General features: G+C 53.6%; 10 protein-coding genes. 6 read left to right on the plus strand and 4 right to left on the minus strand.

The features are described 5' to 3' along the window. The first annotated feature begins 16 nt into the window (after window positions 1–16). The 4 genes from tnpB to FDK21_RS20150 all read left to right on the plus strand — a co-directional run bounded on the left by tnpB (window position 17) and on the right by FDK21_RS20150 (window position 4,375). Window positions 17–349 (plus strand): IS66 family insertion sequence element accessory protein TnpB, encoded by a 333-nt coding sequence (gene tnpB / locus FDK21_RS20135; RefSeq protein ID WP_246657643.1) that lies wholly within the window; start codon window positions 17–19, stop codon window positions 347–349. Window positions 350–405: 56 nt separating this feature from the next. After that, complete coding sequence (locus tag FDK21_RS20140) at window positions 406–2,049, plus strand: IS66 family transposase (RefSeq protein WP_138150660.1); 1,644 nt, start codon at window positions 406–408, stop codon at window positions 2,047–2,049. Between the two features lie 830 nt (window positions 2,050–2,879). Then, the gene (locus FDK21_RS20145) at window positions 2,880–4,115 is read left to right on the plus strand and encodes a hypothetical protein (protein ID WP_138150661.1); all 1,236 of its coding nucleotides are present in this window, start codon (window positions 2,880–2,882) and stop codon (window positions 4,113–4,115) included. Window positions 4,116–4,123: 8 nt separating this feature from the next. Then, a complete protein-coding gene (locus FDK21_RS20150; RefSeq protein ID WP_138150662.1) occupies window positions 4,124–4,375 on the plus strand; it encodes a hypothetical protein in 252 nt (83 codons plus the stop codon). 297 nt (window positions 4,376–4,672) lie between these two features. On the opposite strand, the gene FDK21_RS20995 is transcribed toward FDK21_RS20150, so the two are convergent. The 4 genes from FDK21_RS20995 to FDK21_RS20175 form a co-directional block, all read right to left on the minus strand. Continuing rightward, window positions 4,673–6,178 (minus strand): exonuclease domain-containing protein, encoded by a 1,506-nt coding sequence (locus tag FDK21_RS20995; protein WP_246657642.1) that lies wholly within the window; start codon window positions 6,176–6,178, stop codon window positions 4,673–4,675. Between the two features lie 8 nt (window positions 6,179–6,186). Then, window positions 6,187–7,131, minus strand: coding sequence for a hypothetical protein (locus FDK21_RS20165; protein ID WP_138150663.1), 945 nt, complete (start codon window positions 7,129–7,131; stop codon window positions 6,187–6,189). 411 nt (window positions 7,132–7,542) lie between these two features. Then, on the minus strand, window positions 7,543–8,874 hold the full coding sequence (locus tag FDK21_RS20170) for a DUF6538 domain-containing protein (protein ID WP_138150664.1): 1,332 nt from the start codon (window positions 8,872–8,874) through the stop codon (window positions 7,543–7,545). 246 nt (window positions 8,875–9,120) lie between these two features. After that, window positions 9,121–10,461 carry a DUF6538 domain-containing protein gene (locus FDK21_RS20175; protein WP_138150665.1) on the minus strand — a complete coding sequence of 447 codons (1,341 nt, stop codon included), beginning with the start codon at window positions 10,459–10,461 and terminating at the stop codon, window positions 9,121–9,123. A 594-nt stretch (window positions 10,462–11,055) separates the two neighbouring features. Between FDK21_RS20175 and FDK21_RS20180 the strand changes: the two genes are divergently transcribed. Beyond that, window positions 11,056–13,449: a class I SAM-dependent DNA methyltransferase gene (locus FDK21_RS20180; protein WP_138150666.1), complete on the plus strand. Its 2,394-nt coding sequence runs from the start codon at window positions 11,056–11,058 to the stop codon at window positions 13,447–13,449. Beyond that, window positions 13,446–13,964, plus strand: coding sequence for a hypothetical protein (locus FDK21_RS20185; RefSeq protein WP_138150667.1), 519 nt, complete (start codon window positions 13,446–13,448; stop codon window positions 13,962–13,964). The genes FDK21_RS20180 and FDK21_RS20185 overlap by 4 nt, the downstream gene beginning before the upstream one ends. Window positions 13,965–14,058 lie beyond the last annotated feature (94 nt).

Below are 14,058 nucleotides of genomic sequence, written 5' to 3' on the forward strand. Positions count from 1 at the left end.
TTTTCCTTTCAACCGAGTGCGGATATTGGTTGCTACCAAGCCCATTGATTTTAGGTGTGGCCATGACGGGCTGGCCTCGTTGGTTCAGTCCGTCCTGAAGGAGGATCCTTTTTCTGGTACGGTCTTTGTATTCCGATCCAAACGCGCAGATCGGTTGAAGATTTTGGTTTGGGATGGCACCGGGCTTGTGATGTCCTACAAGCGGCTGGAAGACCATGGATTTGTCTGGCCTCCGATCCGTGATGGGGTAATGAGACTGAACCAGGTTCAGTTTGAAGCTCTGTTCGCCGGGTTGGATTGGCGCAAAGTTCGATCACTCGCCATGGTCCGCCCTGAAGTTGCGGAATGACTTGGATATCTGAGAAAAAGCAAGCATTTACAATCTCTTCGGTGTATAATTAGGGCATGTCCAAGTTGCCTGAAATTGATTTGACCGCCATCCCGGAGAGCCAGCGAGAAGCTGTTTCTGCGTTGCTTCGCGCCCATGGCGATCTCATGATTGAAGCGGCTGGCCTGAAGGTTGAAACCAAAGACCTCAAAGCTGAGACTTTGGGCCTGAAGGCTGAAACCGCCGACCTGAAAGATATCATTGAGCGCCTTGAGCATCTGGTGTCAGAGCTGAACCGAGTGGTTCATGGAAAGAGATCGGAAAAGCTCACCGAAGACGAGCGGCAACTGGCCTTCGAGGACCTCACCATTGCTGTTGCTGAGGCCGAAGAGCAACAAAGCCAGAAGATGCCTGACACAGACAAGCCCAAGCAGAAACGGGTAGTCAGGCGCAATAACCGTGGCAACCTGCCCAAAAATCTGCCCCGCATCGAGCAGATCATTGAGCCCGACAGTCTTGTTTGTCCGTGTGGTTGCGGTCAAATGCACAAGATTGGCGAAGATCGCACCGAGCGTCTGGACATAGTGCCGGCACAATTGCGGGTGATTGTCACGATCCGCCCCAAATACGCTTGCCGGGCCTGCTCTGATGGTGTTACCCAGGCTCCTGCACCAGCTAGTCTGATTGAAGGTGGCTTGCCGACCGAAGGGTCTATCGCACATGTGGTGGTCAGCAAGTATGCTGACCACCTCCCATTATACCGACAAAGCCAAATTCTAGCCCGTTCCGGCATCGAGCTTCATCGCAGCACGCTGGCTGACTGGGTCGGGGTCGCCTCTTTCCATCTGGCCCCTGTCGTTGATCGATTGGCTGAACATATCAAGAAATCCACCAAGCTCTTCATGGACGAAACCAGGGCACCCGTTCTTGATCCGGGAAAAGGTAGAACCAAAACCGGCTATCTCTGGGCGCTGGCCCGTGATGATCGGGCATGGTGCGGTGAAGAGCCGCCCGGGGTCGTGTTCTTTTATGCTCCGAACCGGAAGGGGGAGAATGCCGAGGCCTTCCTGCATGGTTTTGATGGCATCCTTCAACTGGATGGTTATACGGGCTATGACCGCCTGACCCGCCTTGGCCGCAAGGGAGGCAAACCAATCCGGGTGGCACATTGCTGGGCACACAGCAGGCGCAAGCTTAAGGAGATCTTCGACAAGAACAAGTCGGAAATCGCCGCCGAGGGCCTCAGGCGCATTGCCAAGATTTACAAAGTAGAAGCGGATATCCGGGGTATTGAGCCTGGCCAGAGGCTATCTGCCCGACAAGCCAGATCCGCTCCTTTGGTTGCCGATTTTGGGGAGTGGTTGGAAGCACAGCGCATGCGGGTATCGTCCAAGTCCAGGCTCGGGGAAAATCTCAACTACATCCATAATCATTGGCAGGGCATGCAAGTCTTCCTTGAGGATGGTCGCGTTGAAATGGACTCCAACAATGTCGAAAATCTAATCCGACCTATAACTCTGAACAGGAAAAACGCACTATTCGCGGGTCATGACGAGGGTGGCAAAGCGTGGGGACGGCTCGCATCTCTGATTGAAACATGCAAGATCAATGGTATTGAGCCTCATGCCTATCTGAAGGCGACGCTCGAGAAAATTGCCAAGGGCCATCCTCAAAGCCAAATTGATGAGCTCCTGCCTTGGAACTTCAAACCGTCAAGCTGAAATCTCGTGGGGTCTGAACGCCGCTTACATCCATTCCGCATTTCTGGCAACAGGGTGACGGGAAAGAGGCCTTTGCCAGCACACTACGGCAATGTCCACGCCCACGTTTTTGGCATCGTCGCGCCCATGGCTATGAACCCTGTAGCCCGGCGGGTCCTCAAGAGCGTTTGGTGGCCGAGATCTGCCAGGGGCAATTGCGCCGATTTCCGTCGGCGCTGCTCTGAGTGGCGGTTTGGCAGGGTGCAGGAGCCGGAATGAAATGCGCCGTCCGCCCGACGGCCTCGTCTAGAGCCCGGAAAAAAGCAAAACTAACTGAGTATATGGAAGTACCGAAGGGTAAACCCAAACGATTCCGAGCGTACTCGGCAAAAAAGCTTAAAATCTGCAATTAATCGCATTGCAAAACTCATCTTCAACTAGCCGGAATGGGCCTTTATTTACCCCAGATTAAACAGGGCGGGGAAGCTCAGTCGACAGCGCTGGGGCAAAATCGCGCGCTACGCTGATCTCCAATGTTCGCTGGACGGCATGAGCAGGCTAAGTCTGCCAGAGCTGCTTGCGACCGGACTCTCCCCCATCGTCCCGTAACGCGAAAAAAAAATCCTAAATTAGAGTCTGCGTAATCCGCAGAATTCAGCCATTCCGTCATTAGGATCTTCCGGCCCCCCAAAAAAGTCCCGATTTCGTTTGGCTATTAGAGGAGTTTTTCTAGTTCCTTTTTCGGAAAGGCGAGTACCGCCGCAGCCGAGACAATCAGCAACGCGTCATTACGCCTTTCCAGATTCCGGGTGGCCATCACATGGCCAGCCAGTAACTGAGAAAGGTAAGAGATGGACAAGAAGGACGATAACCAAGATATCGTGTTTGGTATATATCACAGCATCCCGATGTATCAGGAAAATGTTGATCAAGCATTGGATGATAACGGGAGTTCGTTCACCTGTGCAGAATTTAGGGAAGCGTTTGTGCGGACAGGGCAGGCTGGAGCTAGCGATACCTATTGTATCAAAGGAGTTCTGCAAAGGTTGCAACGCAAAGGCAAAATTAAATCCGGAGGACGGGGGAGGCCTTACACGAAGGTCTATAAACCGGGAACCATTCAGGAAGTCTTCGATATTGCCCCGGAAGTGGAAGCATGCGAGGCAGAAGGCGAGAATACCTCTTCTATCAGGCAGGATGATGCGATCGCGGTAATCGTCAAGCCGGAAACCCAAAACGCAGGCGCCGGCAACAGCAAGGATGCGGTCGTAATCGAGGATAAGTTGGGTAACGGTTCTGCGCCGAAGACGACCGAGCAATTCACGGGCGTTAACCTTGGAGGGAAACAATCAGGCTTCCCCGGGTTGATCGCCATGATAATCGCTTGGTTTTCCTCCGTTGCCGAACTGTGCGGAAATTATTACGCACGCTTTGTGTGCTTCATCATCCAGTTGGCCCAAATGGCGATCCTTGGACATTTTGGATATACGCTTGGTAGTGGTAATCAAGTTCTGCAATATACTTACGTTGCTATGGCGGTTGGATTGGGCTTGAGCGTGCCGGTGTTCATGTACCGCGGTATCGTAGCTTGTGAGACCAGCAAAAAACGAATTGGGATGCTCCAAATCGTCCTTGCCTTACTTCTCGGTTTTGCTTCATTTGGGATGTCTGCCAGCTGGATATCAGCGTCGATGACAAACGGCACTTTTTTAGCCAAACAAATTGAAGACGAGAAAGCTAATCTCGAAAACCTTAAGCGCGAAAAAGACGAGAATCAAGCAAAGGCGAGAGCGTTGGAAATCGATGCTTTCGTCGAGTGTGAGAACGGAGGCTGTGGCCGTAAGGCTAAGTTGCTCCGCTTCCAGGCAACGCAATACAAACAAATCGCGTTAGAAAAACAAAATGAAGTCGACAAGGTCAGGGCTGAAACCAAAGCAACTCCGCCCGAGGAAGTCCTCTTGGCTCAGGCCGTTCGGAATACGCCCTTTCTTGGTGCGAAGGCTGAAGGGTTGCTGCCGTACTATATCGCCACCGTGATGGAAATCATCTCGGTATTGGGGCTGGCATTGCTTTGGCGCAAGGATTGATCCCCGAGATGGCTGGCGTGTTTAGACCAGACAAGCAATTCGGGTTACCTGATGCTGGACACCTGACTTTGGTGGACCTGGAAAGAGTGCGTCAGGCACGCGAGAAAATCGCCCTGCTGATTTATCAGGGTGAAGACTGGTTATTGCCCCATTTTGCACGGCTTAATCAAGAGGTGGAGGCGCTGGAGATGCGCCAAACTCAGAAGATTTTGGCCATGGCGATCGCCGAGGACGCCATGGCGAAGAAAAGTAGGTCTTGATTACGGTCTGTCATTTTCTGGCCCGCCGTCATCATGGAATCGACATTGCACATGAGTTTCGGAGACAGATTCGGTTGCGGAATCGCCTCCGCTCCCCTTCATTGACACATTCATGGCAAAACTGACGATCCGCATCGGAAACAACTCGCTTACGATCAGAACAGCCCGTGTTGCCATTCGTGGGCCCCTCCGGCGTATTGCTTGCGCCACGAAGGTTGCCACTCCGGCACGGCAGGCGCCCTTCCTAGTTGGAGTAAAGTCGAAAGCGGCTCAATGGCCCCCTCGTCGGTGGCCTCTTCATCCCCTTTCTATGCTCTTCCAAGCGTTGCCGGAAACGATTCCCCAGTTACCCGCCGAGTTCGGTCGGCGCCAGCGTGGCTTGTCCATCTTGGTCAGCGCATCCAAAGCGGCTTCGAAGCTGTCATATTTTTTCTCCTCCCCCTTTGCGCCGACAGTGAAATGTCCGTTACGGGCTAAGTCGGGACCGAAACAGCTGCCGTCCGCAGCCACGGGGACACGGATCAGCGCCTTGATGGCATTCATGTCGGCAGTTAGTCGGGTACCTATCGGAGTGGCGGCAGCAAATACGTTGCGCGGGATAGCGGTGTCGGGCATCGAAGCTAGACCTATATCGTCATAGTCAAGCACATCGTTGTTTGTCGGCTCGGACCGAGGCTTCACGGAGACCCGCATGCTGCGCTCGGCCATCACAACGATCTCTGCCGCCGCGCGGGCATCCTCTCCTGCGTCGTGATGCTCGAACTGCAGTCCCAGATGCGCCTTGAGAGAGGCAAGTCCGTGCCCGCCGTTTCCCTTGAGTTCGGGCCAAGCTACCCGGGCGACGCTGACGCTATCATTCCAGGCCCAGGAGGGCTCTTCGCGGGCGAGATTTTCGCAAGCCGCTCGGATCGCGCTTTGGTCGAACCCTGAGTGTTGGTATACGGTGTACCCGTTCAGCATCGCGTCGAGAGCGTCGATCACTGCGCCGATGGTTGGCGCACCCGTCACCATGGACTTGGTGATGCCATGCAGCCCGCTGAACACCCAGCGAGAGGTCCGAGGATCGACCAGCGTCACCCAGGTTACGATGCTGCTGTCTGGGCGTACGCAGGCGACACCCACTTGGCAGATACTGCCCCGGTCGTGGTTGGCGGTCTCGACATCGAGGGCGAAGAAGCGGAACGGGCCCTTGGGTAGAGGGGGCAAGCCGCAAGAGACCTCGGCACTGGACGTGGCAGATTGAACGACAAACATCCCACCGAGATGGCGATCTCGCTGACGGCCAAGCGCTGCGTGTTCGGTAGGCGAGAGCCCCAACTCCGCGATCAGCGCATCGACCAAGTCAATCGGCTCGTCGTAAGCTTCCATGCCGCCACGGTTCCAAGCCACCATCTCGGGCGGAGCGAGAGTGATGACCTGTGCCTCGAGCCCGGCGATGTCTGCGTGATCCGGCAACGTCACCCAAGTGCAGCCACAATGGCGGGCAATGAACTTGTTGCGAAGGGCCTTTGCTATGTCGCCGTCGGACTTCGTCGCAGGATCGTTGCGTTTGCGCCACATTCGTCCGGTGTTATACATTCGGGAGAAGTAGTGGCTGCTACTCTCGGACCCGGTGCGATGTCGCTGGTGGATACGCTTGTAGAAGGTCTCGGCTGCGGACGAGGTGGACCCGATGTAGCGGAACGTGCCGGTGTGGTCGTAAAGCCCGTAGATGCCGCGGGCATCGCGAGGAGCCTCCGCGGTGCGGCGGGGCTTAGCCTGCTTGAGTAAGCTGAGGATCTCGGTGGCCGTGGGGATAGTCATGTCTTTTCTCACTTCTTCTCGATACGCTTCCAATCGCGGCCGGAGACAATGCCCCAGTTGCCCGCAGTGTTCGGACGCCGCCAGCGCGGCGTCTCCATCTTGTGCAGCGCTGTCAGTGCCGCGTCGAAGGAGCTATATTGCACCTCGGCCCCTTTGGCCCCCACTGTATAGTGCCCGTTACGGAGCAGGTCGGGGCCGAAAGTACTGCCATCCCCCGCGACCGGGACGAAGATCACTTCTCCGGTGAAATCCGCACAGGCGGGCTCGGGCGTGACTTCGTCAGGCCTCTGCCAGATAGAGGCAAAGTACTCCTTGCGGCCCTTCAACCATTTGGCTGCGCTGCTGGCGGTCACACCTTGGGGACTGCGCTCTAGAGGGCAGTCGCTGCTTGAGAGGATATTGCGGACGCGCCCCTCCGAGACGCCCCCAAGCAGAGCCAATGAAACGAGGTCTAACTCGCCTTCAAGGACGTCGATTGCACGGCGCGACAGTGCCAATTTCGTGATGCGGTCAATCACGCCGCCGGGCGCTGGATGAACATCGGCGAGGAAGGCGTCCAGCCGCTGTGTCAGCTCCTCAACCCAAGAAGCGCGGTCGGACAGCGGGACCTTTTCGGGCGTCACGCCGTAGAGGCCGTAGATTCCGGCGTCGTCGATCAACAAAGTGCCGGGCCATTCCAGGGCAATTGTCGGGTGGTAGGTTTCGAAAGCCTCGCGCCAAGTTTTCCCCTCGATATCCAGTCTCTGCAGTATTGCGAAGAGAGGCATGGCAATCGCCTCGCGGCCGAGGATTTGTTCGAGGGGTAGGAAGTAGCCTTTCAGGATCTCGATGATCTCGCCGCGGTAGTCCCAGTTCAAGTCATCGGGCGTGCGGGCATAGCCGCAGAGTTCGTTTTCGGACCACTGCCAGCGGCGGTCTGCGGCGGTCATGGTTTCGGGAAGTGTAGTCGTCATAGAGTGTATCCTTCGCACGTGTAGGCGGCGGATGGCCTCACGGGGTGTGAATATTTCTTACGTCGGAGGGTGTAAAGGAGCAGAGCTTCCGGCAGTCCTGTGCAATCTTCATAATGGTAATTTCAGAATAGTGTGAATTCATAAATCACACATTACGCCTCATTCGCTATTTCGTCAATAAGATGTTTCACGATTAACGCATTTTACCTCAAGCGCGGATTGCGGGTGGTAAAATTATGCATTTTCCTCGAATGGCTGGAATGAGAAAGTTGCTGTGCGCAGCATAAAGCCGTTATCGAATGCCCGGTTTGAAATTTCTTTCCCACGGAAGCCAACGCTGCGTTTGCAAAGACCGTTGCGCAGGAAATTACCATGAGGACGCAAACCTGCCGAACAGCAGGGCCAATCGCTTCACGTGAGGTGTGGCGGCACCGGCAAGACTATCAGGTTGGCCAATCGCAGTTTTTCTTCCAGCTCCATGTCGTCGCCGTAGGTCTCTCGATTTCGGGCGGCCTTGACACTGTGCCCCATCATTTCGCCGCGGTCATCGTTGGGAATAATCACCTTTTTCATACGGGATTCGAATGTATGGCGCACGCCGCCGACAGTGTGTTCATCGCTTGGGAGCAGGTTCCTTGAACGCAGCTCGGTGTTGATTTCTCCTGAATAGCTACTGCTCCCGCGATATTTTGGGAAACCGGTTGGATGCCGTTTCGCGGCGGCAAGGGAAACACCGACAAGAGGGACGAGCCGCTGCGACGGTGCGTTCTTGACTTCCCGTCGAAATTCTCCTTCCTCGACCTGAATCTTCAGATGAGGGATAGGATGATCCAGGACGATGGCATATGGCGGAAGGTTGGAAATTTCGCTTTGCCGGCATCCAGACTCAATTGACATGAGCAAGATATCCCGGGCCTCGTGGTTGATCCCGTCCAATGCGCCTTCAGCGAACCATTTCTCTTCTATCCATTCGACAGGTATTTCCTTTTTGCGTTTGTTCTCCCGGTAGCGGTCTTTCTCTATATTGATATCGGCATATGGTTTCGGGGGATTGGGCTGCGCAATGCTCGAATAATAGTCGCGGAGCAAGGATCTCATATTTACGAAGTCCTTGTTGGCAGTCTCTGGCTTGAGCCCTTCCTTGGCAATCCTTTTCTGCCACCACAGCTTATGTTTGGCAGCAGTAGCAGCATCAATGTCGCCTACGGGAATGTCCTTGCCGCTGATTGCTTCCATAAGATTACTGACAGCCTTTTTCCGGGGATTGAGCCATTTGCGTAATTGGTCGTCGTCCTTGAACCTATTGTCGTGGGCACGATATTCATTCACCACTGCGACAAGTTCGGATAGGCGAAGGCCGGGTTCCTCAATCCCACCCAGCAAGGCACGTGCGGTTTCGACATTATCGTTGATCGAAAGACCGTCAAGGCGCGCCAGGGTCTCCTCAAGGGGAGTTTCCAGCAAGGATGCCGAGGACAGATATTCGAAACCACGAGCCTGTACGAGGGCTTGGGCTGCGCGGTAGGCATCTGCCGAGCCGGGCAAAGCCCGAGCGGTCAGGATGTTTTCCAGCTCCTCCAAAACTTCCTTGCGGACTTTGGGTGCCAGTTCGGCAGCCTCCGCCTTGTCGTCAGTTTTCAGGCTACGATGGATTTCCTTCTTTCCCGTAATGGCAAGGAAGCGCTTCGGCACCCGCATCCGCAGATGATATGTCCCGTTGTCTCGTTTGTTCAGTCCCTTCATTGACTCACCTAATGTCCACGGATTTGCCGCCGACCAGAGACGGTCGCCAATGCGCGGTTTTTCCTCCCTCTTTTGGAGGATCATTTGGTAAATAGGGCTATCGCAGGCCGGGCCAAAGAAAAAAATTGCAAAGTCAAAAGGGAGGGATTTTCCAATGGAATGAGACTGCAGATCTGGCCATTTTCGTGATGTCCAGATCGCTCAGGTTGATATCGGAACACGGGGACGCGGATTGAGCGGACTTGGCTATTTCAGGTGGGCGGGCTCCGGCAAGGCGATTAAATTTACCAAGCGCAGTTTCTCCTTCAGGTCCATTTCGTCACCGTATAATTCTCGATCACGAATCGCCCTGACGCTGTGCCCCATCATTTCGCCGCGATCATCGCTGGCTATTCCGGCGGCCTTCATGCGGGATTCGAATGTGTGCCGGGTTCCACCAGCGGTATAATCCTTTTCAGGAAGAAGCCCATTCTCACGAAGATATTTATTGATTGCCGAAGAGTAGCTGCTGTTGCCACGATATCGAGGGAACCCATTGGGATGCCGTTTGGCTGCAGCCAGGGCAACACCGACCAAGGGAATTTGCCGGTGGGAGGCGGCATTCTTGATTTCTCGACGGAAGGAACCTTCTTCAACCGCTATCCGAATGTGTGGGATGGGGTCATCCAACACGATGGCCTGAGGCGGAAGGTGCGAGATTTCGCTCTGGCGACATCCCGTCTCGATTGAGATGAGCAGGATATCCCTTGCTTCCTCGTTCAGGCCCTTGAATGCTTTGGGAGCGAACCATTTCTCCTTGATCCATTCGACCGGAACTTCGTTCTTGCGCTTCTTCTTCTGATACCGTTCCTTCTTCAGGCCGATCCCGGCATAAGGGGTCGGAGGATTGGGCTTGGCGATGCTCGCGTAATAATCGCTGATCACGGACCTCATATAGTTGAAATCCTTGTTGGCTGTTTCGGGATTGAGACCCTTTTCGGCAACCTTCGTTTGCCACCACAGCTTATGCTTCATCGCAATGGAAGCGTTGACTTCGCTAACGAAGATATCCTTCTTGCCTATGGCCTGCAGGAGATTGTTGACGGTCCGTTTGCGAGGATTGATCCATTTGCGCATTTGATCGGTGTCTTTATACCGATTGTCATGGGCGCGGTACTTTTCAACCACATCGACAAGTTGGGAAAGACGGATGTCTTCCTTTTTGGGCTTTCTTGCCTTTTTCGGTTTGGTGGGAGCGGTTTCCTCAGGTTCGACAACCGATTTCTTCTTGAACTGCGCCAGCGTCTCTTCGAGAGGGGCTGCGAGAAGAGACGTCTTGGGCAGGCAATCGAAATTTCCGGACTCAATGATGATCTGGGCGGCGCGGAAAATGTCGGCGCAACCGGGCTCGTCTCGAAAGATGAGGAGGGCTTCGAGCTTGTCCAGAATGCTCTTGCGGACCACGGGCACAAGTTCGGCGGCTTGCCGTTTGCTGTCCGTTCCGAGGCTGCGGTGTATTTCCTTCTTGCCAATTACGCAATGGTATTTCTTCGGAACCCTCATGCGGAAATGGTAATTTCCTTTCCCTCTCTTGGCTATCCCTGACATTTACATTGCCTTTTGCAAAATTTTTACATAAGTATTACGTAAGCATTACATCAGCAAAGCTTTTTGCTACACATTTTGCTACACATTTTTATTTAATGATTTTGTGTGAACTGGCGTAGTGAATTGAAGTTAAAAGGAAAAATTTCTAAAGTAAATATGGCCTGATTGTCTGTCTCTCCGCCATTAAGTGTTGAAATCGTTGAGAAAATCCGATTTCCACAAATTAAGCCCCAAATTAGCCCCAAAATATCTTTCGCTACCGTTTGGCGGGAGGATTTTGCTCTCCTTTTGATATATGGGCTAGCCCTCCTCCCCCCGGCCTCACCCGATCTGCCGACGTAGTTGTGTATATAAGTGCCCGACAAAAAGCGGCAATTCTGATCTTTTTGTCTGATCCGACAGCGGTGCGCGAGCGCGTAAGTTGGCAAGGAAGCTGCATTTGTAGCTTGTTTTTCGGTTTCATTGGTGGCGATTTATGTGCGTGTGTGTATCTTATATATATGCACGCATTGGTTTGATCGTCTTGCAGTTCGGATTGACGAAAGATAGGGTTTCAACTGTCCAAATCAATTCCATCGGCATTGGCGATACAACATGAATCAAGTCTCCCATAACAATCTGGTTTCCTTCATCTGGCGCATTGCCGACGACTGCCTGCGCGATGTCTATGTGCGAGGCAAATATCGCGATGTCATCTTGCCAATGGTCGTTTTGCGTCGCCTCGATACGCTGCTTGAGCCAACCAAGGACGATATCCTCGAAGAGGTCCGTTATCAGAAGGAAGACATGGGAGAGACCGAGCTGGATGATGAGCCGCTGAAGGCCGCTTCCGGTTATGTTTTCTTCAATACCAGCCAATGGACGCTGAAAAAGATCCATGGCACGGCAACCAACAACCAGCAGATCCTGCTGGCAAATATCGAGGATTATCTCAGTGGCTTCAGCGACAATGTGAAAGAGATCATTGCCCGATTCAAATTGCTGGACCAGATGCGGCATATGGCGGAAAAGCAGGTGCTGCTGGATGTCATCGAGAAATTCGTCTCGCCAAACATCAACCTAACCCCAAATGACGTCGAAGACCCCGATGGCAACATGCTGCCGGGTCTTTCTAACCTCGGCATGGGCTATGTCTTTGAAGAGCTAATCCGCAAGTTCAACGAAGAGAATAATGAAGAAGCCGGGGAACATTTCACACCGCGCGAGGTGATTCACCTCATGACGCATCTGATATTTGACCCGGTCAAGGCCAATATGCCCGGTGTCATATCGATCTATGATCCTGCCTGCGGCTCGGGCGGCATGTTGACCGAGGCACAGAACTATATCTCCGATCCCGATGGACAGATCCGGGCAGAATGCGACGTCTATCTCTTCGGCAAGGAGATCAACGACGAGACTTATGCGATCTGCAAGTCGGACATGATGATCAAGGGCAACAACCCTGAAAATATCCGTGTCGGCTCGACCCTCTCGACGGACGAGTTCTCTTCCACTCGCTTCGACTTCATGCTTTCCAACCCGCCCTATGGCAAAAGCTGGAACAGCGAGGTGAAATATATCAAGGATGGCAAAGATGTCATCGATCCACGCTTCCGCGTCAAGCTCAAGGATTATTGGGGCAAGGAAGAGGATCTTGACGCCACGCCGCGCACCTCGGATGGCCAGTTGCTGTTCCTGATGGAAATGGTCAACAAGATGAAGCCGACTGGCACTAGCCCTCTCGGCTCGCGCATTGCCTCGGTTCACAATGGCTCCAGCCTCTTTACCGGCGATGCAGGCAGCGGCGAGAGCAATATTCGCCGCCATATCATCGAAAATGACATGCTGGACACCATCATCCAGCTGCCCAACAACCTGTTCTACAATACCGGCATCACCACCTATATCTGGCTCTTGACCAATGCCAAGCCGGAAAGCCGTCGCGGCAAGGTGCTGCTGATCGACGCCAACCTGCTTTACAAAAAGCTGCGTAAGAATCTTGGCGACAAGAATTGCGAGTTCACCGACGAGCATATCGAGGAAATCACCAAGGCCTGCTTTGCCTTCGATCCGATTGAGCGCGAAATTGACGCCAACAACGATCCTGTCGGCATTGCCGCGCAGGTCTTCGACAATGCAGATTTCGGCTATTACAAGGTGTCCATCGAGCGGCCAGACCGGCGGCGGGCTGCCTTCTCTGAAGAACGGCTCACTCCATTGCGGTTCGACAAGAGCCTGCGCGAGCCGATGGAATGGCTATGGGCTGAACATGGCGACAAGGTCTATGAGGCAGGCTTCCTCAAGGAGCAGACAAAGACCATCACCGCATGGTGCGAAGAGCAGGGCCTCAGTCTTAACGCCAAGCAACGAGGCAAATTGCTCGACACCAAATATTGGCTGAAACTGCGCGACCTGCTGGACGCGGCCACCCTGTTGATGGGCGATATCGGCACGGACGAGACCGCAGATTTCAACGCCTTCCGCGATGCTGTCACCAAGGCCATCAAGGCCCGCAAGCTCAAACTCTCTGCAACCGAGAAGAATGCGATCCTCAATGCGGTCAGTTGGTATGACGAGGCGGCAGAGAAGGTCATTGCCAAGAAACACAAATTCTCGCGCAGTGAGCTTGAAGAGCTGACACATCATCTCGGCTGTGAAGCCGATGTTCTTGCCGATTTTGGCTATTACCGGCAGGGGGACGGCAGCTATCTGACCTATGAATCCTCAAGCGATCTGCGCGACGCGGAGTCGGTGCCCTTGAAAGACAGCATCCACCGCTACTTTATGACAGAGGTCAAGCCGCATGTGGATGAGGCCTGGATCAATCTCGACAGCGTCAAGATCGGCTATGAGATCAGCTTCAACAAATATTTCTACCGCCACAAGCCCCTGCGCAGCCTTGAAGAAGTGACCGAGGATATTCTGGCCCTCGAAGACAAAGCCGACGGCCTAATCGCCGACATTCTCGGCGTCGAAGTGGCAACAAAGCTGGAGCCGGTGGAATGACGATATCGGCTTATCCGAAATATCAGAGCTATAAGGATAGTGGTGTTGACTGGCTAGGGGAGATTCCAACGCATTGGAATGTTAGACGAGCCGGTTTCTTGCTGAACGAACTGAACTCTCGATCAAAAGATGGCTCCGAACCGCTTTTATCACTGAGTAAATCTCTCGGTGTAATTCGACGCGACAGTCTGGCGGAACGTGGCGGCCAAGCAGAATCTTTGGTTGGGTACAAGCAGGTGACTGAAGGCAATATAGTTATTAACCGGATGCAAGCCGCAAATGGGTTACTTTCAGTTTCAAGAATTTCCGGCATTACTAGCCCAGATTACGCAATCTTTGAAACGAAGAAAAATGCAGAAATTCGGAGCGATATAGCAGCACTGTTGCTGCAGCAACCAGAGTATCAGGGCGAAATCAAACGCAGTGTTAAGGGGGTTATGGAAGGTTTCATTCGTTTGTACTCGTGCGAACTCTTTCGTCTACCACTAGGCCGTAAACTCATAAAAGTTGTTTGATTTTAGCGGAGATTGTGATTCAACGGTTCCAGACTAGGGAGCCTTGTATGACACGCCGCCGTTATGAACTGACCGACTTCGAATGGTCCATTAT

Source organism: Cohaesibacter sp. CAU 1516, from assembly GCF_005771485.1.
Taxonomy (GTDB): Bacteria; Pseudomonadota; Alphaproteobacteria; order Rhizobiales; family Cohaesibacteraceae; genus Cohaesibacter; species Cohaesibacter intestini.